The organism is Sphingomonas sp. CFBP 13603 (assembly GCF_014892665.1).
In the GTDB taxonomy this organism is placed as follows: domain Bacteria; phylum Pseudomonadota; class Alphaproteobacteria; order Sphingomonadales; family Sphingomonadaceae; genus Sphingomonas.
The window spans coordinates 326,692-346,553 of the sequence record NZ_JADBIA010000004.1; the positions used below are offsets into that span (position 1 = coordinate 326,692).

General features: G+C 66.2%; 14 protein-coding genes. 6 read left to right on the forward strand and 8 right to left on the reverse strand.

The features are described from left to right. Positions 1-99 precede the first annotated feature (99 nt). The 6 genes from IFR23_RS09215 to IFR23_RS09240 all read right to left on the reverse strand — a co-directional run bounded on the left by IFR23_RS09215 (position 100) and on the right by IFR23_RS09240 (position 10,101). On the reverse strand, positions 100-2,463 hold the full coding sequence (locus tag IFR23_RS09215; protein ID WP_192975600.1) for a sensor histidine kinase: 2,364 nt from the start codon (positions 2,461-2,463) through the stop codon (positions 100-102). 177 nt (positions 2,464-2,640) lie between these two features. Then, positions 2,641-5,745, reverse strand: a complete 3,105-nt coding sequence (locus IFR23_RS09220) for a TonB-dependent receptor domain-containing protein (protein ID WP_192975601.1) — start codon at positions 5,743-5,745, stop codon at positions 2,641-2,643. 305 nt (positions 5,746-6,050) lie between these two features. Continuing rightward, complete coding sequence (locus IFR23_RS09225; RefSeq protein WP_192975602.1) at positions 6,051-7,442, reverse strand: amino acid permease; 1,392 nt, start codon at positions 7,440-7,442, stop codon at positions 6,051-6,053. 25 nt (positions 7,443-7,467) lie between these two features. After that, positions 7,468-8,121, reverse strand: coding sequence for a GntR family transcriptional regulator (locus tag IFR23_RS09230; protein ID WP_107962524.1), 654 nt, complete (start codon positions 8,119-8,121; stop codon positions 7,468-7,470). A 49-nt stretch (positions 8,122-8,170) separates the two neighbouring features. After that, a complete protein-coding gene (locus tag IFR23_RS09235; RefSeq protein WP_192975603.1) occupies positions 8,171-9,169 on the reverse strand; it encodes a 4-hydroxyproline epimerase in 999 nt (332 codons plus the stop codon). A gap of 5 nt (positions 9,170-9,174) precedes the next feature. Continuing rightward, complete coding sequence (locus IFR23_RS09240) at positions 9,175-10,101, reverse strand: dihydrodipicolinate synthase family protein (RefSeq protein ID WP_192144580.1); 927 nt, start codon at positions 10,099-10,101, stop codon at positions 9,175-9,177. Positions 10,102-10,177: 76 nt separating this feature from the next. Here IFR23_RS09240 and IFR23_RS09245 point away from each other — a divergent pair, with 76 nt between their 5' ends. Both IFR23_RS09245 and IFR23_RS09250 read left to right on the forward strand, forming a co-directional pair. Further along, positions 10,178-11,422: an NAD(P)/FAD-dependent oxidoreductase gene (locus IFR23_RS09245; RefSeq protein WP_342344916.1), complete on the forward strand. Its 1,245-nt coding sequence runs from the start codon at positions 10,178-10,180 to the stop codon at positions 11,420-11,422. Further along, entirely contained in the window at positions 11,419-12,594 is a 1,176-nt protein-coding gene (locus IFR23_RS09250; RefSeq protein WP_192975605.1) for a M24 family metallopeptidase, read from the forward strand. The genes IFR23_RS09245 and IFR23_RS09250 overlap by 4 nt, the downstream gene beginning before the upstream one ends. A 31-nt stretch (positions 12,595-12,625) precedes the next feature. Here the strand turns inward: IFR23_RS09250 and IFR23_RS09255 are convergent, their stop codons facing one another. Beyond that, positions 12,626-13,483, reverse strand: coding sequence for a LysR substrate-binding domain-containing protein (locus IFR23_RS09255; protein WP_192975606.1), 858 nt, complete (start codon positions 13,481-13,483; stop codon positions 12,626-12,628). 228 nt (positions 13,484-13,711) lie between these two features. Here IFR23_RS09255 and IFR23_RS09260 point away from each other — a divergent pair, with 228 nt between their 5' ends. From IFR23_RS09260 to IFR23_RS09275, 4 genes are all read left to right on the forward strand, one after another. Then, positions 13,712-14,392, forward strand: a complete 681-nt coding sequence (locus IFR23_RS09260; RefSeq protein WP_192975607.1) for a glutathione S-transferase family protein — start codon at positions 13,712-13,714, stop codon at positions 14,390-14,392. A gap of 175 nt (positions 14,393-14,567) precedes the next feature. Continuing rightward, the gene (locus tag IFR23_RS09265) at positions 14,568-16,949 is read left to right on the forward strand and encodes a TonB-dependent receptor (protein ID WP_192975608.1); all 2,382 of its coding nucleotides are present in this window, start codon (positions 14,568-14,570) and stop codon (positions 16,947-16,949) included. A gap of 35 nt (positions 16,950-16,984) precedes the next feature. Next, the gene (locus IFR23_RS09270) at positions 16,985-17,914 is read left to right on the forward strand and encodes an ABC transporter substrate-binding protein (protein WP_192975609.1); all 930 of its coding nucleotides are present in this window, start codon (positions 16,985-16,987) and stop codon (positions 17,912-17,914) included. A gap of 24 nt (positions 17,915-17,938) precedes the next feature. Next, positions 17,939-19,258, forward strand: a complete 1,320-nt coding sequence (locus IFR23_RS09275) for an LLM class flavin-dependent oxidoreductase (protein ID WP_192975610.1) — start codon at positions 17,939-17,941, stop codon at positions 19,256-19,258. On the opposite strand, the gene IFR23_RS09280 is transcribed toward IFR23_RS09275, so the two are convergent. Then, on the reverse strand, positions 19,248-19,817 hold the full coding sequence (locus IFR23_RS09280; RefSeq protein ID WP_192975611.1) for an ankyrin repeat domain-containing protein: 570 nt from the start codon (positions 19,815-19,817) through the stop codon (positions 19,248-19,250). The two genes, IFR23_RS09275 and IFR23_RS09280, sit on opposite strands and share 11 nt — an antisense overlap. Between the last annotated feature and the right edge of the window lie 45 nt (positions 19,818-19,862).

The following is a 19,862-nucleotide window of genomic DNA, read 5'->3' on the forward strand; positions in this document are numbered from 1 at the left end:
GCGAGGGTTGGGTGAGGGGCTGTTCCAGGCGCTGCACTGCTTGGCAGCCCCTCACCCCGACCCTCTCCCCGGAGGGGAGAGGGAGCAGAAGATTGGCGCTCATCGACGTGGCAATTCTACGGTGATCAGCGTGCCGGCGCCGGGTTCGGACACTAGTTCGATCGTGCCGCCATGCGCCTCGACGAACTGCTTGGCCAACGGCAATCCCAAGCCAAGCGCCCGATCCCCCATAGGCTTCGACTCCGCGAACCGGTCGAATGCATGCGCCACCGCCTCCGCATCCATCCCGACCCCGTCGTCCGACACCACGATCCGCGCGGTCGTAGCGTTGCCGTCGGTGTGCAGCAGCACGCGCCCACCATCGGGCGTCGCCGCGACCGCATGCCGCAGGAGGTGCTCGACGACCTCCTTCAGCCGCTTCGGGTTGCCGTTCACGCGGCCCGTCGAGCGCGCCACCTCGATCGCGAAATCGAGTTTGCGTCGCTTGGCCGACGGCAAGATCGTCTCCGCCGCCGCGCGCACGGTGGTCGCCAGATCGACGTCACTGCGATCGGTTTCCGCACGATCGCTCTCCGCGCGAGTCAAATCGAGCACGTCGTCGACCAGCAACCCCAGCCGCTCGACGGACTCGAGGATCGCCCCGACATAGCCCTCGGCCTGCGGCGTCAGCGCGCCGGCATATCCGCCATGCAGCATCTCCGCGAAACCGCTGATCGAGGTCAGCGGCGTGCGCAGCTCGTAGCTCATGTTGGCGACGAACGCGGTCTTCACCTTGTCGGTCGCCTCAAGCGCGTCTGCCCGGTCACGCAACGCCTGCTCCGCGCGACGGCTGTCGGTGATGTCGAGCATCGTGAACAGCGCATTCCCGTCGGGCAAAGGCACGCCCGCGAACTCGAAATGCCGCCCGTCGGCAAACGCCACGCGCCCGCCGCGCTGCTGCCGCCCGACCGTCGCCGACCGGACAAGATCGGGGATCAGCGCCGAGCGGCCGGGCGTCGCGAGCTTGGCTCCCGCTGCCTCGGCAAACGCATCGACGCGGGGATGCGAGGCGAGGAACTCCTCCTCCAGGCCCCAGAGCGCGCGGAACCGGTTGTTCCAGAGCTGCAACCGGCCGTCTGCGGCGAACACGCCGAGCGCCTCGAACAGGTTGTCGAACGTCGCGGTCCGCACCCGCAGCAGGGTGTCGCGTGCGCTCGCCAGCTGGACCTGCTCGGTCCGGTCCTCGAAGATCAGCAGCAAGCCGCCGTCCGGCAAGGGCTGCGCGACGACGCGCAGATGCGTGCCGCCGCGCAGATGCCAGTTCTCCTCCATCGCGCCGCCGCCGGGGGAGCTGTTCGTCTGCATGAACCAGTCGCGCCGCTCGGCCTTCCAGCTTGGGAAATCGCGCACCTCGGGCAGGCGGTTCGCTTCGCGCATCCGCTCCAGCACGCGATCGAATTCGGGGCGATCGGCGAGCCATTCGCTCCGCATCGCGAACATCCGCCGGAATGGCTGGTTGCAGAAGACGAGCGAGCGATCACCGCCGAACTGCGCGACGCCTGCCGACAGACGGTCGAGCATCGCGCGCTGGGCTTCGGCAAAGCGCTTCGCCCCCGACCGCGCCTGCTCCAATTCCTCGATATCGATCGCGAACCCGGCGACGCCGCCGCTCGACAACGGCACGTCGTAGATCTGCAACGACCGCCGCGCGCCATCGATCGTCGCCGGCAAGACCTGCCGGTGCGGCCGTCCCTGCTCGCGCGCGACCGCTGCACCAGCCAAAGGCCCACCGCGCCCCGATCCCTCGACCAGTTCAAGCCCACGCGCGACGACGTCGGCGGCATCGCGCCCCTCGACCGCATCGACATACGCCGTATTGACCATCGCCAGCCGGAGATCGGTCGCGCGGTACCACATCGGCATCGGCGCCGCCTCGATCAGCCCGGTCAGCGATTCGTACGCGGCACCCAGCCGCTCGGTCTCGGCGCCGAGCCGCGCAATCTCCGCCTCGCTGTCGGTCGCATCGAACGCCCAGAGCAGTACCGCGCCGGCCGCGCCCATTTCGCCCGGCGCGCGGCCGCCGCGAAACGTGATCGCGCGCGTCGACCCGATCAGCCTGACCGAACGAACGAACGGCCGCCCCGACCGCTGCGCCGCGGTGATGTCGGCAATCAGCCGCGCGGCGTCTTCGGGAGAGAGTCCCGTCCCGCCCGCCGCCAGCTCGGCCAGCGACCGAGGTGGCGTATCCAGGCCAAGCCAGTCCGCCATCCGCTGCGACATCTCGATCCGCCCACCCGAACGGATCACCGTGACGAGCGCGGGCGAACCGTCGAGCAGCGCCTGCATTTCCGTATTGGTCTCGACGGTCTCGGCCGCCGACGCCCGTGCACGCAGCCCCAGGAACAGCAGCGCACCACCCGCCACGACAAACGCCAGCAGGAGCGCGCCCGCCAGCATCACGACGCCGAAGCCGAGCGTGATCATCGTGGAGACGACGGGGTGCGAAGCAAGGTCATGATCCTCGTCTAGGACAGATCGAACCTCACGGGGAAGCCATCCGATCCGAAAACCTTCAACATACGAAAAGGCGGGACCGGTGGTTACCAGCCCCGCCTCGTAGCGGCCTCGTAGCGAATGTGTCCTTCGTGACGCCTGCGAAGCTTAGAGCTTCACCGAAGCCCCGATGTACATCGCGCGACCGATGTTGTCGTAGATCGCATCGCCGTCGCCATTGCCGAGCAGGCCGTAAGGCGGCTTCTTGTCGGTCAGATTGTCGACGCCGCCGTACAGCGTGAAACGCTTGTCGACGTCGACCGATGCGCGAACCGCATGGTAGAACACCTTGGGGAAGTACACGACGTCGGCATAGTTCGGGTTGAGCGCCGGAACGCCGTTGGTGTCGTGCTGCGCTTCCCAGTCGGTGATCGACTGACGGCCGATGTAGCGAACCTGATAGCCGAGCGTGAAGTTCTTGTGCGTCAGGTCGACCGATGCGTTGACGTTCCAGATCGGATCGCCGAGCTCGCCCTTGACCCGATCGGGCCGGCCTGGCTCGTCGAGATACGGGAAGTCGGTACGGTCGCGGACCCACGTACCGACGACACGGACCGCCGCCTTGGTGTCCGCGCCGAACCGGCGGTTGTAGCTCGCGTCGAAATCGATGCCCTTCGCCTTCAGCGCGGCAAAGTTGACTGTGCTCTGCAACAGGGCTGGTCGTGCGAACAGACCGTTGGCCTGGCGCGGATTGATCAGGCTGCAGAAGCTGTTGCCAAGCGTCGGAGCGTCGTAGCACGCATCCAGGATGGTCTGTGCGTCGACCGCCTGGATGACCTTGTTGATCTTGATATCATAGTAATCGACCGTGAGCGCAAAGCCCGGGAGGAAGCTCGGCTGGAAGATCGCCCCATAGGTCCAGCTCCGCGACTTCTCGGCCTGCAGAGTGGGGTTGCCGCCCGACAGGATCTCCGTGGAGCCTGCGCGTGCCACGCTGTTGACGAAGTTCGTGGGGACGCCCGCTGCCGCGCAGTTCGCCGCCCGCGTCGACCGGCCGGTGTTGATGAAGTTGACGTCGCACGGATCCTCGAGCTGCGCGAAATCCTGGCTGTTCGAGGCGTACAGATCGCCGAGGGTGGGTGCCCGGACCGATCGGGAATAGTTCACGCGGAACTTGATGTCGTTGATCGGCGCGTAGATCCCGCCGAAGTTGTAGGCGTAGACGGTTCCCGTGGAGCCCTTGTAGTCGGCGACGCGACCCGCCGCGTTGACCGTCAACTCCTTAGCGAAGCTGATGTCCTTGAGCAGGGGAATTTCCAGCTCGCCATACGCTTCCTTCACGGCAAACGCCGGCGGACGGAAGTCGGGGATGACGTTGAAGAACGTATCACCGCCCTTGATCGTATCATCATAGGCATTGCGCGCGGTTTCACGACGATACTCACCACCAATCGCGAACCGGACCGGGCCGCCGGGCAGTTCGAAGAGCTGCGAGCTGTCGCCGACGACGTTGGCATTGACGTCGAACTCCGTCGCCTTGCCAACGCTGCTCGATGTGGTGTTGATGTAGTTCAACGCAGCCTGGCTTGCGCGGCCCTCGCCCAGAATATCGAGCGGCGCGCATGACGGGTCGGTCACCGCAGCCTGGTTGATACGGCATACGATCTGGCCTGCACCGTTCCGGACGGCATCGATGGCGTTGTAGAAGCGCGACTGGAACTGGTTGTTGTAGAATTTCGATTTCGTGCGGAATTCGCCGTAGTTCACCGAGAAGTCGTACTTCCAGTCGTCGTTGAAGTTGCCCTCGGCACCTACCACGATCCGATACGTGTCGCGGCGGTCCGCCTCGTCGCGCGTCCCCAGGTCGGAATTGTTGCGGTTGAGACGGAAATACTCGGAACCGGCGGGCATCAACGAGCGGATCGTCGCCGCAGCCTGAGGATTGAGGAACGCGTTGTCGAAGGCGATCGGGATACCACCGGCGAGATACGTCTCACCTTCGGCATCGGCGCCCTGCGTTCCGCCTTGGTTGAACGTACCCGTCGCCTGCGCGAAGCTCTCGACACGAACGAACTTCGCCTCGAAAAATGGCTTGAACGCGTCCGACACGTCGTAATGGCCGATCAAATTCGCGACGTAACGCTTTAACGAAGGGTTCAGCGTACCCTTGTCGCGCAAGGTAGCGCCGCTGCCGTTCTGATTGCTGTTGTTACCGACGGGCCGCAGGTCCGTTCCGTAATTATATTCGGACAACGCGCCGGTCGGACTGAAGCCGAATACGCGTGGCGCGCCGTTCGCGCGACAGGCTCCCGCGACGTCGTTGCAACCGAGTAAGTTACCATCGGCGTAGGGAATGAAGTTGCCGCCATTGTCATAGCCGAAGCTGCGAATCCCGTTCAGGAACGTGCGCTGCGGCTGGCCCGACGCGTTGGTCGCGACGCGCTGGAACTGGCTGCGACCGGCGTAGATGCCCGTCAGCTCGGGGCGGTCGGCATAGGTAAGCAGGTCGGCCTGGTTATATTCGAGACCGAGCGCGATGTTGCCACGACCATCGGCGAAATTCTTGCCGACAGTGCCCGACAGGCGATACGTGCCACGGTTGCCGCGGTCAGCGATCCCACTCTGGGCGTTGAGCGACACGCCGTCGAAATTGCGCTTCAGCACGAAGTTGACGACGCCTGCCATCGCGTCCGAGCCATAGACTGCCGAGCTACCGCCGGTGACGATGTCGACACGGTCGATCAGGTCAGTCGGGATGGTGTTGGTATCGACGAGGAACTCGCCGGTCGAACCCGTGATGTGGCGGCGGCCGTTGACGAGCACGAGCGTACGCGATGGCCCGAGGCCGCGAAGATCGAGCAGGTTGATGCCGGCGGTGCCGATGAACTGCGTCGAGTTCGCCTGGCTGTAGGTCGAGCGCAGCGACGGCAGGTCGTTGAGCACGTCGCCGATGACGATCGCGCCGGTTCGCGTCAGATCGGCCTGGGTCACCGTCGTCACCGGGATCGGCGAATTGAGCGTCGGGCGCGCGATACGCGAACCGGTCACGACGATCTCGCCCCCCGCATTCGCGTCTGGTGCAACCGTCTGCGCTACCGCGCCAGTCGTCGTATCGGAGCCAACCGGGGCAGCGGTATCGGTGCCCGGAACCTGCGTCTGCGCGTCTACGGGCGTTGCCGTCTGCGCTGCGGCTGGAACCGCCGAGGCCAGTACGAACGCGACCGTGGACGCCGTAACGAACAACCCGGACTTCCGGATCGAGATGCCAACCATACTAAAGAACCCTCTGAACCTAAGCGTTTACTATGGGTCGGAAGGACACCTTTCCTGTCGGCTTTTCAATCCGGGTAGCAAAACATTACAAATATGTTGCAGAGCTGCAACACGGATGCGTAACGAAAATTCACGCCCCGTGGCGATGGGCATGGCTTTCCAAAGCCCGCCCCGCGCGCCCCCGAAAATCGATAGCACTCGGACCTGCATGGGCCATCGACGGGGGCGCGGTGGAAACCCCGCCTGCCCGGCGACGTTACGCCGAAGCTGATGCAGGCGCGGCGTCGGGCTGGCTGCTGCCGGGGTCAGGCAGCGCTGTTGCGGCGGCCGTATGCAAAGTACAACGCCAGCCCGGCGGCATTCCAAATCACGAAGCGCGCGAGCGTCGAGACCGGCAGGCTCGCGAGCAGGTACAGGCAACCGAGCACGGTGACGGTACCGACGACGTACGCGGCCGGGCAACGGAACAGCCGCGGCCGGTCCGGCGCGGTGCGGCGCAGGACCATCAGGCACACCCCGACCGAGATGAATGCGATCAGCGTGCCCGCATTGGCGAGCTCGGCGATCTCGTCGAGCCGGAAGAACCCCGCGACCGCAGCGATAGACAGGCCGGTCAGCAACGTGATCAGCGTCGGCGAGCCGGTCCGCTTGCTCACCTTGGCGAGACCGCGCGGCAGCAGGCCGTCGCGCGCCATCACGAAGAAGATCCGGCTCTGGCCGTACATCATCACCAGGATCACCGACGGCAACGCGATCACCGCCGCCAGCGCGATCAGCTGCGCCGCGAACGGCTGGCTCAGCTGGCGCAGGACCAGCGCCAGCGGCTCGGGCGAATTGGCGAGTTGCGTGAACGGCAGCGCGCCGATCGCGCTGACCGCCACCGCCATGTAGATCACCGTGCAGACCAGCATCGAGCCGACGATCCCGATCGTCAGGTCGCGCTTCGGGTTCTTGGTTTCCTCCGCCGAGGTCGCGACCGCATCGAAGCCGTAGAATGCGAAGAATACGATCGCCGCCGCCGCCATCACGCCGCGCTGGTGCCCGCCGATATCGGTCGAGACGAAGCCGTAAGGCATGAACGGATGCAGGTTGTCGGCCTTGAACGCGGGCGCGGCGTAGACGACGAAGATGGTCAACGCGACCAGCTTGATGACGACCAGCACGATGTTCAGCGTCGCGCTCTGTCGCGTGCCGAGGATCAGCATTCCCATCACCGCGAGCGACACGAGCACCGCCGGCATGTTGACGATACCGCCACCGTGCGGGCCGACCAGCAACGCGTGCGGTAGATGTATCCCGATCGCCTCGATCCAGCCGACCAGATAGCCCGACCAGCCGACCGCGACCGTCGAGCAGGCCAGCGAATATTCGAGGATGAGGCTCCAGCCGACCACCCAGGCGATACCCTCGCCGAGCGCCGTGTAGCTGAAGGTATAGGCACTGCCCGCCGCCGGGATCAGCGTCGCGAGTTCGGTGTAGGCGAGCGCTGCGCACGCGCAGATCACGCCGCAGATCACGAACGCGAGGATGACCCCCGGCCCCGCGCGCTCGGCCCCCACGCCGACCAGCGTATAGATGCCGGTGCCGACGATGGCGCCGACGCCGAGCGCGATCAGATGCGGCCAGCTCAGCGTCTTGGCGAGACTGTGTTCCTGGCTATGGGCAGACGATTCGATCGATTTACGCGGTCCAAACATTACCCATCCCCGGAAGATATGATCGTTATTCGCGCGCTGTGTCGAACTGCATGCGCAGATCGGTGAGCGTCGATTGAATGTGGCTCGTCAGCAGCGTCAGCATGCGCACGTCGTCGCGTGCCAGCCACGCGTCGAGCAACTGCCGATGCTCGAGATGCGCGCGGTCCTCGCGCCCCGCGGGCCGCAGATGCGCGACGACATACCGTTCGGCGAGGATCGCGAGCCGCTCGACCATCTGCGTCGTCAGCAACCGGCGCCCTGGCCGGACCAGCGCGGTATGGAAAATCCGATTGCGGATCGCGACCTCCGCGAGCCGTTCGCTCGCCGCGCTGTCGAGTTCCTCGAACGCGAGCGTCGCGATCGCGCGGTCCTCGTCGTTTGCGACGGTCGAGGCAAAGGCGGCGGCCTGCGGCTCGATGCTGAGACGGAGGGCGAAGATGTCGTCCGCCTCGTCCGCCGACATCGGCTGGACCGCATAGCCACGGTTCGCGTGGCTGGTGAGGAGGCCTTCCTGCTCGAGCCGGGCGAGAGCCTCGCGCAACGGAATCTTGCTGACGCCGAGTTCGGTCGCGAGCGCGTCCTGACGGATCGCGGTATGGCCTGCGAGCTTGCCTGTGACGATCTGCTCGCGAACGATCTCGAACACCTGTTCGGACAAGGTGCGGACGACGATACTCATGACGGGACGGCTCCGGAAACGGGAATACCGCACCGGCATAGCCGAAGTGTCATGAAACTTGGAAACCTTCCCAGAACGGATCCTCGCGATCGATCCAGATCGTGTTGAATCCGGTCGCGATCGCCGATCCTTCGATCGACGGGATGATCGCCGCGGTACCGCCGAGCGTGGTCTCGGCTTCGACACGCCCGATGAAGCGGCTGCCGATATAGCTTTCGTGGACGAACCGGTCGCCGACGGACAGCCGGCCACCGTCCGCCAGATGTGCCAGCCGTGCCGACGTCCCGGTACCGCACGGGCTGCGGTCGATCGCCTTGTCGCCGTAGAACACGGCGTTACGGCCATTCGCGCCGTCGCTGCGCGGTACGTCGGCCCACAGGACATGGCTGACGCCGCGGATCGTTGGGTCGAGGGGATGGACCGGTTCGAACACCGCCCGGACCGCCTCGCGGACACGACCGCTGAGCGCGACGATCTCGGCCGCGCCCAGCGCGTCGAGGCCGGTATAGCGCCCCTGCGGCTCGACGATCGCATAATAATTGCCGCCATATGCGACATCGATGCTGAGCGGACCGATGCCCTCGACATCGATGTCGATCCCGCGCGCCGCGACGTAAGCGGGGACGTTGGTGATGCGTACCGACGTCACCTTCGCCCCCGACGTCTCATACGCGACGTCGATGATGCCGGCGGGGACTTCGATCCGCAGCCGGCCCGGTATCGCCGGCTGGATCAGCCCGTGTTCGAGCCCGAACGTCACCATTCCGATCGTGCCGTGCCCGCACATCGGCAGGCACCCGCTCGTCTCGATGAACAGGATGCCGATATCGGTATCGTCCCGCGTCGGTGGATACAGAAAGCCGCCCGACATCATGTCGTGGCCGCGCGGTTCGAAGCAGAGTCCGGTCCGGATCCAGTCGAACCGCGCCAGGAAATCCTGCCGCCGCTCCGACATCGACGCGCCCTTCAGCAACGGCGCCCCGCCCGCGACGAGGCGAACCGGATTGCCGGCGGTGTGGCCATCGATGCAGAAGAAGGTGTGGCGCATGGCTGTCAGGCCGAAGCCAGCACGGGCTCGGCGGCCGCAAGCGTCGGCCGCGTCGCCGCTGCCTGCTCGACCATAGCGATCACCTCGGCCCTGCGCGCACCGACCAGCGGATAGCGTGGCGGCAGAACCCGCTCGGAACCGCGACCCATGACCTGCTCGGCCAGCTTGATCGACTGGACCAGGTCATGCTCGGCATCGAGATGGAGCAGCGGCATGAACCAGCGATAGATCTCCATCGCCTTGGCATGATCGCCACGCTGGAATGCGTTGACCAGCTCGACCGATTCCCGCGGGAATGCGTTGGTCAGTCCGGACACCCAGCCCTGCGCCCCGAGGAACAGCCCTTCGAGCGCGACGTCGTCGAGCCCCGCGAACAGCACGTACCGATCACCGAAGGCGTTCTTCACGTCGGAGAAGCGCCGCGTGTCGGGTGCGGATTCCTTGACCGCGACGATGTTCGCGACGTCGACCAGCGCGGCAAGCACCTCGTTGTCGATCAGCGTGCGATACGCGGGTGGGTTGTTATAGAGCATGATCGGCAGGCCGACCTGCTGCGCCACGCCCTTGAAATGCTCGACCAGCTCGTGCGGCTTGGGCACATAGACCATCGGCGGCAACAGCATCAAACCGTCTGCACCGACCTTCTCCGCGGCCTGCGCATAGCGGACCGCGCGGCGCGTATCATATTCCGAGACGCCGGTGATGACCGGCACGCGCCCGGCAACGGCCTCGACGATCGCGGTCAGCACTTCGACCTTTTCATCATATTCGAACGAGTTATTCTCGCCCACCGTGCCGAGCGCGATCACCCCGGTCACGCCGTCGCGGATCAAGTCGTCGACGACGCGTTGGGTATCCGCGAGATCGACGGTCAGGTCCTCGCGGATCTGAGTCGTTACGGCCGGAAATACGCCCTTCCATTCGACAGACATTCGGTATCGACCTTCCTGTATTTCAAGATATATATCGTATACGAAAATGATTGATGCGGTGCAACAGGAGAATGACGTGGCGGCAATCGGACCGACGGTTGGAATAGTCGGCGGCGGCGTGGTCGGCCTGTGCTGCGCCTTGGCATTGCTCGATCGCGGCCATGCGGTGAGCGTGTTCGAACGCGACGCGGATTACAACGCGGCATCCTGGGGCAACGCCGGGCACATCGCGGTGGAACAGGTCGAGCCGCTCGCTTCGCCTGCCGCGTTGCGCTCGGTCCGCAAGCGGTTGTTCGGCGTGGGAGGCGCACTCGCGCTGCCGCCATCGATGGCAGCGCACTGGCTGCCGTTCGCCGCGCGGCTGGTCGCTGCATCGACGCCATCGCGGTTCGCCGCGGGAACGGCTGCGCTGACGCCGCTACTGGCCGGCGCGATGCCCGCCTGGCGCGCGCTGGTGGAGACGCTGGGCGCGCGAGACCTGCTGCGTGAGGACGGCCATGTCGTCGTCTGGGATACGCCGCTACAGGCACAAACGGGTCGCGAACGCTGGTCCCGGACCGCGATCGGTACGGCACGGATCGCGGACGCCGAGCCCGCGTTGCTCGACCGGCTTGGTTTCCTCGCCGATCCGGTCGGCGGCGCGATCCGGTTCACCGGCAGCGGACAGATCGACGACCTCCGCCGCCTCGCCCTGACGCTGGAGGCTGCCGTCGAAGCGCGCGGCGGCCGGATCGTTCGACAGGACGTGCGGCTTGCCGACGATGACGGGCGGATCGTCATCGCCGGACACAAGGTCGACCGGGTCCTCGTCACCGCCGGCGTCCGGTCGCGCGCGCTGCTCGAACCGCTCGGCTACCGCGTGCCGATGATCGCCGAGCGCGGCTATCATATCCGTGCCCGCGCCGACGGCTGGCCCGCCGACCTGCCGCCACTGGTGTTCGAGGATCGATCGATGATCGTCACGCGCTACGCAGACTGCGTGCAGGCTGCCAGTTTCGTCGAGCTGGGCGATCCCGATGGTCCGCCCGATCCGCGCAAGTGGGCGCGGCTGGAGCATCATGTCCGCGCACTCGGCCTGCCGATCGAGGGGCCGTTTACGCGCTGGATGGGCGCGCGCCCGACGCTACCCGATTACCTCCTGGCGATCGGCCGCTCGACCAGACGCGCGAACCTGTATTATGCGTTCGGGCATCAGCATCTCGGGCTGACGCTGGCACCGGTAACCGCGCAACTCGTCGCCGCACTGATGACGGGCGAGCAACAGCCGCTGCTTCGGCCCTTCGATCTCAATCGCTTCGGCAAAAAAGGACGTCACGTATGACCATCGGCGGATCCACTGCAGCCGACGAACTGGCCACTCTCACGCCTTGGGCCAACCCTGCGCCGCGGATCGCCGGGGCCGAACGCACCGCGCGCCTCGACAAGGCGCGCGCGCTTACCGAGGCGGCGGGTGCCGACGCGATCCTGATCGGCGCAGGGGCGAGCCTGCGCTATTTCGCGGGCGTCCCCTGGGGCGCGACCGAGCGCCTGGTCGCACTGTTGCTGCCGGTCGACGGCACGCCGATCCTGATCTGCCCGCGCTTCGAACAGGGTTCGCTGGAGGCGGCAGTCGAAATCGGCGCCGATCTGCGCCTCTGGGAAGAAGATGAGAGTCCGTACGCGCTGGTCGCCGACGCGGTCAGCGGTCGGCTGTTGCTCGATCCGCAACTTCCCTACGGCATGGCGACCGCGCTCGCCGCCACCGGTCTTGATCTCGGCGACGGCGCGTCGGTGATCGACGCGTGCCGGATGATCAAGAGCCCCGCCGAACTCGCATTGCTCTCGCAAGCCAAGGCGATGACCCTCGAAATCCAGCGCCGCGCCGCGCGCATCCTCCACCCCGGCATCGCCGCCAGCGCAGTGATCCGCTTCATCGACGAAGCACACCGCGCGATCGGATCCTCGGGTTCGTATTTCTGCGCAGTGCAGTTCGGGCTTGCGACCGCCTTCCCGCACGGGCTTCCTGGTGACCAATGTCTCGAGGAGGACCAGCTCGTGCTGATCGATACCGGCTGCCAGGTCGAGGGGTATCATTCCGACATCACCCGCACCTATGCGTTCGGCCAGGTCGGCGACGAGGCGCGCGCGATCTGGGATATCGAACACGAGGCGCAAGCAGCCGCGTTCGATGCCGTAAGCCCCGGCGTCCCGTGCGAGGCGATCGATGCCGCCGCTCGCATAGTGTTGGAGAAAGCCGGGCTCGGTCCGGATTACCGCCTGCCGGGCCTGCCGCACCGTACCGGGCACGGCATCGGCCTGTCGATCCACGAACCCGCCTATCTGGTCCGCGGCGACCGCACGCCGCTTGCACCGGGCATGTGTTTCTCGAACGAGCCGATGATCGTCATACCGGATCGCTTCGGGATCCGGCTGGAGGATCACTTCCACGTCACCGAAGGCGGCGCGGCATGGTTCACCGAACCGCAGCCCTCGATCGACCGCCCGTTCGGTTGAGGACCGGCAGCGCCTGATCGCCGCGAGGGGGTCAGGCGAGTTCCGGGTCGGGTACGCCCATACTCCGTACACGCTCTTCGATCAGGTCGTAGAGGTGGAGTACCGCGGGCGCGAGCCGGTCTCGCCGGCGCAGGACGTAGGAGACCGACGGCAGCGTCGGCAGCACCTGCCCGGTGATCTCGGGTAGCCCCTCGAACAGATCCGTACGGCACGTGATGCCGACCCCGCTGCGTACTGCGGCGCGCAGGACCGAAAGGCTCGGCGTCTCGACGACCAGTTGATAGGGTCGGCCCGCTGCATCGAGCGCCGCGATCGCCGCATCCCGAAAGCGACACGGTCGTTCAAGAACCGCGAGCGGGATCGTTTCGCGCGCCGGCAGGCCGGCATTCCCGAACCAGCGCATCGGCTCCTCGCGGATCGCGGTCGGATCCCCAGCCACGCCCATGCCGAGGATGATGTCGAGCCGGTCGCTGTCGAGCAGGTCGAGCAGCTGCGGCGTACCACCGACCCGTACTTCGAGCCGTGCGTCGGGATGCAGCGCCACGAGCTGCGCCAGCAGGCCCTGCAACAGCGTCTCGGCGAAATCCTGGACGAATCCGATCCGCACGGGCCCCGCCAGTGCATCGCCGGTGAGCGTGGCGACGATCGAATCGTTGAGCGCCAGCATCTCGCGCGCAAGGACCAGAACGTCGTCGCCCTGCGTCGTCAACACGAGCCGCCGTCCCTCTCGCCGGAACAACCGGATCTGCAGCAGCTCCTCCAGGCGCTTGATCTGCAAGCTGATCGCAGGCTGGCTGAGGAACACGCGCTCCGATGCGCGCAACATCGACCCGCCATCGACCACCGCCACGAAACTGCGCAACACATCGATAGGGAGATTGAGGGCCATGCCGCACTCATAAGCCCAATCAATCAGGACAGTGAGCAAATCTATATTGATCGGATAGGAGTTAAGCTGTTGTTGGCGCCATACGCACTGGCATCCCGCCGGCGTCGGAGGCGACATGACGATAGCTGGACCGTCTGACAAACGACCACCGCCGCAACATTCGCGCAGATCGCAGCTCGTATCGGCGACCTACGCGCGATCGGCGGCTTCGAAGCCCGGCACTCTCCCATGACGGCCCCCATCCCGCTCGCGGGTTCGACTGCCTCGTCGATTTCGCTCTACTTCGCCCCGAACAGTTCGGCATTCGCACCACTCGTTCTGCTCGAGGAGGCCGATGCCGAGTACCGGGCCGTCTCCATCAGTCTCGCAACCGGCGAGCAGCATGGTCCGGCCTATCGGGCGATCAATCCACAGGGCCGCGTCCCGACGCTCGTCGTCGACGGTACGCCGATTCCGGAGGTCGTCGGGATCGTGACGTGGATCGCGCATCGCTATCCGGGGGCAGCCATACTCCCCGCCGATCCCGTCGACCGTGCACGGGCCTATGCCTTGATGAGCTGGATCGCGAGCACGGTGCATGTCGCGCTGGCGCAGATACGGCGTCCCGAACGCTACGCCGACGATCCGTCGATCCGTGCCGCGCTCGAGGCACCGGGCCGCGCAGCCTTCGCCGCGGCGCTCGCCGATCTGGAAGCCCGATCGAACGCCACGTCGTCGCCCTACCTGATCGCCGACCGGTTCGGCGCGGTCGATGCCTATGCGCTGGTCGTTCGTCGCTGGGCGGACGGGCTCGGTCTGGATCGCACCGGTTTCCCGAGTTTCGCCGATCGCACCGACGCGCTGTTCGAACGCGCATCGGTGCGCAGGGCCCGCAACCGCGAGACGCTCACACTCTCGGCCGCGGCCTGAAAGGATGGTGACGACCGGCCTCGGCCGTCCCGAGCAGCGGGCCGACTAGCCGACCTCTAGCCGACCTGCTGCGCCTCGCACCGGCACATACCTCGCCTCGCGGCAGCCGCCGCGGGGAACGGAGACGCGCGTCCGATCAACGGCGGCGCTCCCACCGCTAAATCAGGGATCATCAATGCACGCTCGCCATCATCAAACCGTTGCTTCGAGCCTTGCGGTGCTGATCGCCATGACCGCGTCCGGGATCGCCCAGGCGGCTGACAGGGCGAAGGAGCCGGCCAGCGCAACGACCGCGCTGCCGTCACCTGCGGACGCGGCGGCCGACGCGCCCAACGACGACATCGTGGTGACCGCCCGCTACAAGAACGAGACGCTGCAGACCGTGCCGATCGCGATCACGGCGTTGTCGTCGGCGCAGATCGAGGCAGTGGGTGGGCAGACCAGCCTCAAGACGCTTGCCGTCTTCGCGCCCAGCGTCAGCATCCAGGGCTTCAGCGGCCGCAACCAGACGATCACGATCCGCGGCCTCGGCACCAACTCGGGCGGTACCAACGACGGACTGGATCAGGGCGTCGGCCTCTACATCGATGGCGTCTATCGGCCACGCACGGGCACGGTCATCAACGACCTGCTCGATCTCGACAGCGTGCAGGTGCTGCGCGGACCACAGGGCACGCTGTTCGGCAAGAACACCGTTGCAGGCGCGATCGACGTCCGCACCAAGCTGCCGAGCTTCGCGCCCGAGTTCGCGTCCGACATCACCTACGGCAATCACAACTACATGCGCACGCAGGCGTCCGCCTCGGGCGGGCTCACCGACACGCTCGCGCTCCGCCTGAGCGGCCTGGTCAGCGCGCGCGACGGGCTGGTCTACAACACCACCCAGCATCAGGACTGGGACAATTACGAGAACGTCGCGGTCAAGGCCGACCTGCTGTGGAAGCCCAGCACCGCGCTGACCTTTCGCCTGACCGGCGATTATGCGCGCCAGACCGGCAATATGGGCTTCTATCTCTCCGGCCAGGTGCTTCCCACCATCCGCGACAACGGGGTGCCCGTAAAGGGGTTCTACCAGCATGCCGCGGAGGTCGGCTACACGCCGATCGCAATCGATCCCTATCGACGCCAGACCGATATCAACGGGTCGCAGGCGATACGGATGCCGAGTGGCGGCGTCACCGCACGGATCGACGCGACGCTCGGCGGGCATACGCTGACCTCGATAACCGCGGGGCGCTTCTGGAAGTGGATTCCCAATTGGGACGGCGACCAGTTCGGCGCCGACGTGCTGGGCCAGGCAACCGTCGCGACGGACCAGAAGCAGTTCAGTCAGGAACTCCGCCTCACCTCACCGAGTGGCGGCAGCATCGAATACACCGCCGGCCTGTATTATTTCTGGCAACGCGCGGACCTGACGCAGGAATTGTCGTTCGGGAAGGACGCCGCCAAATGGTATCTTGGCGCCGCAGCACCCGATGCGCTGCTGAACGGCCTCGATACGTTCAGCTATCTCAACCCCTCGACCAACAGCTACGCCTCCTATGGGCAGGCGACGTGGCACGTCACGCCGAGCACCAGCCTGACCGGCGGGCTGCGCTATACCTATGAAAAGAAGGCGGGCAGTTACGATGCGGTACAGGTCGGCACGCCTGCGCCGATCTCCAGCCTGCCCGTCGCCTATCAGGCGACCGCCGCCGCGGTCCGCGCCGCCTATGCCCCGTCCGGCGGTGCGTACGAAGCCAGCCGATCAAAGGGGACGGTGTCCTGGCTGCTCAGCGCCAACCAGGACATCGGCGACGACGTCCACGCCTATGCCAGCTACTCGCGGGGCTATAAGTCGGCGGGGATCAATCTCGTCCGCCAGAGCGCGGGCATCAACATCTTCGTCGAGCCGGAAAAAGTCGATTCGTACGAAGTCGGGTTCAAGACGCAGCTCCTCGATCGCCGGGTGCAGTTCAACACCGCCCTGTTCTGGACGATCGACCAGAACTACCAGGCCAATCTCTACGACGTCTCGAACCGGATCAGCTATCTTGGCAACGCGGGCAAGGTACGCAGCCGCGGCGTCGAGGTCGATCTGCGCGCCAGTGTGGCGCGCGGACTGACGTTCAGTGGCTCCGGCAGCTTCACCGATGCCAAGTATCTCCGATACACCAATGCGATCTGCCCGTTCCTGCAATCGTACCAGCCGTCGTGCGACATTTCGGGCCAGCGCCTGTCCGGGACCTCGAAATGGGCGGGCGCGGTGCAGGCCCGCTACGAGGCGCCGGTCAGCGATCGGCTGATCGGCTATACCGCCGCGGACGCCAGCTATCGCTCGTCGTTCTTCTCGGCCGTCAACGACGATCCGTTCTCACGCATCAAGGGCTATGCGCTGGTCGGTGCGCAGCTCGGGCTGCGCGCCGCCGACGGTCCCTGGGACGTTTCGGTCTGGGGCCGCAACCTGTTCGACAAGGACTATCTGGTCACCTCCACGGTCAACGCGACCTGGGGCATCACGCAGGTCGGCGTCGGCGAACCGCGCACCTACGGCGTCACGCTGCGCACGCGCTTCTGACCGTGCATCTCCCTCTCAAACCTCAGGATACCGCCATGCTCGACCTGCGTCTCACCCGCCGGAGCAGTCTCGCTGTCGCAGCGGCAGGCCTGCTCGCCGCCTGCACGAAGGCCACCGCAAGGACGCTCGTGGTCGGCGACCAGCGCGGCGGGGTGCAGGCGCTGCTCACGGCATCGGGCGAGCTGAAGGACGTGCCGTATCCGATCGAATGGGCGCAGTTCCCCAACGCCGCGCCGCTGATCGAGGCCCTCGCCGCGGGCGCGATCGATACCGGCGTCGGCGGCGATGCGCCGTTCATCTTCAGCCTGCAATCCAACGCCGGCGTGAAGGCGATCGCGGCGTTCCGATCACAGGGCCCTTCGACCACCATCCTGGTACCCGGCAGATCGTCGATCCACGCGTTCGACGATCTGCTCGGCAAGCGCGTCGCCACGCCGCGCGGTTCGATCGGCCATCACCTGCTGCTCGCCGGCTTGCAGCGCGCAGGCAAACCGTTCGACGCGATCGACATCAAGTTCCTGTCACCGGCGGACGGCCGTGCCGCACTGACCAGCGGCTCGGTCGATGCCTGGTCGATCTGGGATCCCTATGCGGCGATCGGCGAACTCAGCGACGGCATGCGCATCCTTCCGGTCGATCGCGACCTGGCGCCCGGGATCGGTTTCGTCTTCGGCACCGAAGCCGCGCTGCGCGACAAGCGATCGCAACTGGCCGACCTCGCCGCCCGCTTCGCCCGTGCCCGCCGCTGGGCCGAAACGCACCGCGAGTCCTATGCGCGGATGCTGACGCAGCAGACCGGCGTGCCGATCGAGGCGACGCGGCGCTACATCGGCCGCAGCGTCAACGTGCCCGTGCCGATCGACCCGGCACTGATCGCCGAGGAACAGGGCATCGCCGACCTGTTCCATGCCGCCGGCCTGCTCGCGAAGCCGGTGCAGGTCGCACCGCATTTCGCGCAACTCTGACACCCGACGGCGAAGGACCTTCCCATGACCAAGCGACAGTTGAAACTCGGGCTCGTGACGACCGGCGTCGGTGGGCCCGGCGACAGCAACCGGTGGCTCGATCCCGAGATCCCCGTGGATGCGAGCGTGAACATCGACTGGTATATCGATATCGTCCGCCAGGCCGAGGCGGCGAAGTTCGATCTCGTCTTCATCGTCGACAGCCAGTTCATCACCGCGGATTCGCCGCCGCACTATCTGAACCGGCTGGAGCCGCTGACGTTGCTGTCGGCGCTCGCCGTCGCCACCAGCCATATCGGTCTCGTCGGAACGCTGACGACCTCGTACAACGATCCGTACAACCTCGCGCGCCGGTTGGCTTCGCTCGACCTTATCAGCAAGGGCCGCGCCGGGTGGAACGTGGTGACCACCGGCGATGCCGGCACCGCGGGCAATTACGGGCGCGACGAGCATTACGACTACGCCACGCGCTACGGTCGCGCGTTCGAATATCTCGATGTCGTGCGCGGGTTGTGGCGATCGTACGAAGACGGCGCACTGGTTCGCGACCGCGACACCGGGGTCTTTCTCGACAAGACCAAGCTCCATGCGCTGAACCACAAGGGCGAGCATTTTTCGGTCGTGGGCCCGCTCAACATCCAGCGCTCACCGCAGGGCGAACCCGTGATCTTCCAGGCCGGCGATTCCGAACAGGGCCGCGATCTCGGCGCGAAAGTGGCCGATGCCATCTTCACGCACGCAAAGACGATCGAGCAAGGTCAGGCCTTCTACGCCGACCTCAAGGATCGCGCAGCACGGCACGGCCGCGATCCGGACGCCCTCGTCATCCTGCCCGGCTTCACGATCACGATCGGCGACACGGACGAGGACGCACGCGAGATCCAGCGCGCGCATCGACGCGCCGACCAGAGCTTCGACCAGGCGCTGGGAGAATTCGGTCGCGCGTTCGGCTGGCATGATTTCCGCCAGTACGACCTCGATGCGCCGTTTCCGGCGGCGGCGCTCGATCATGCGAAGACCAGCTTCTTCACGCAGGCCAAGCGCATCACCGAGATCGCGGTCGCGCGCGGTTTCTCGTTGCGGGACACGATCGAGTTCGTCCGCGATCAGCACACAGGGCCGTTCGTCGGATCGGCCGAAACGGTGGCCGCCGAGATCGCCCGCTGGTTCGAGGGGCGGGCATTCGACGGGATCAACGTTCATGCCGGTCACCCCAGCCAGTTCAGGCGGTTCACCCAGGAGGTCGTACCGCTCCTGCAACGGCGCGGACTGTTCCGTACGCAGTACGAAGACACGACGCTGCGCGGCAATCTTGGTCTTCCCGCGCCGACGCTCAGCGCTTGACCCGTGCCGCCATCGGGGAATTGCCCTGATCGGCCGCCACCGAACTTGCCGACCGACCGGCGGCATCCTGGATCGTGCGGTCGGCGCCGGCCGCCAGCAGCATGTCGACCTGGCGCGTCCGGTTGAAGAGCGAGGCCATCATCAAGGCCGTCTGCCCGGCATTGTTGCGGGCGTTGACGTCGCACCCTGCCTTCAGCAGGCGCGTGGCGATCGCGTCCTCACCCTTGAACGCCACGCCCATCTGCGCAGTATTGCCCTGGTCGCGATCCGGGCGGCACGCGTTCGCGCCCTTGGCGATCAGCGCATCGACCGTCGAGAGCTGCCCGTTATACGCGGCCAGGATCAACGGCGTGAAACCGCGATCGTCATAGGCATTGATGTCGGCGCCGGCCTTGAGCAGCGGATCGATCATGTCGGTTCGGCCAAGTCGGGCCGCGTCGAACAGCAATTGCTGGCGGCGTTCCGGCGATGGCGCGGCAACCGGAGGCGATGCGGGGCGATTGGCAGGCGCCGCTTGTGGCGCTGCAACGGCGGCGATCGCCGCGAGAAATGTCAGCATCGTCAGTCTCGTTTCTTGAGAGGCATGCGGCAGGGGGCACGGATC

Bases quoted from the DNA above. Each gene is read 5' to 3' on its own strand.
- IFR23_RS09275 (WP_192975610.1), top strand. From the start codon at position 17,939: ATGACCAAGCGACAGTTGAAACTCGGGCTCGTGACGACCGGCGTCGGT.
- IFR23_RS09220 (WP_192975601.1), bottom strand. From the start codon at position 5,745: ATGGTTGGCATCTCGATCCGGAAGTCCGGGTTGTTCGTTACGGCGTCC.
- IFR23_RS09230 (WP_107962524.1), bottom strand. From the start codon at position 8,121: ATGAGTATCGTCGTCCGCACCTTGTCCGAACAGGTGTTCGAGATCGTT.
- IFR23_RS09215 (WP_192975600.1), bottom strand. From the start codon at position 2,463: ATGATCACGCTCGGCTTCGGCGTCGTGATGCTGGCGGGCGCGCTCCTG.
- IFR23_RS09225 (WP_192975602.1), bottom strand. From the start codon at position 7,442: ATGTTTGGACCGCGTAAATCGATCGAATCGTCTGCCCATAGCCAGGAA.
- IFR23_RS09255 (WP_192975606.1), bottom strand. From the start codon at position 13,483: ATGGCCCTCAATCTCCCTATCGATGTGTTGCGCAGTTTCGTGGCGGTG.
- IFR23_RS09260 (WP_192975607.1), top strand. From the start codon at position 13,712: ATGACGGCCCCCATCCCGCTCGCGGGTTCGACTGCCTCGTCGATTTCG.
- IFR23_RS09235 (WP_192975603.1), bottom strand. From the start codon at position 9,169: ATGCGCCACACCTTCTTCTGCATCGATGGCCACACCGCCGGCAATCCG.
- IFR23_RS09270 (WP_192975609.1), top strand. From the start codon at position 16,985: ATGCTCGACCTGCGTCTCACCCGCCGGAGCAGTCTCGCTGTCGCAGCG.
- IFR23_RS09280 (WP_192975611.1), bottom strand. From the start codon at position 19,817: ATGCTGACATTTCTCGCGGCGATCGCCGCCGTTGCAGCGCCACAAGCG.
- IFR23_RS09265 (WP_192975608.1), top strand. From the start codon at position 14,568: ATGCACGCTCGCCATCATCAAACCGTTGCTTCGAGCCTTGCGGTGCTG.
- IFR23_RS09240 (WP_192144580.1), bottom strand. From the start codon at position 10,101: ATGTCTGTCGAATGGAAGGGCGTATTTCCGGCCGTAACGACTCAGATC.
- IFR23_RS09250 (WP_192975605.1), top strand. From the start codon at position 11,419: ATGACCATCGGCGGATCCACTGCAGCCGACGAACTGGCCACTCTCACG.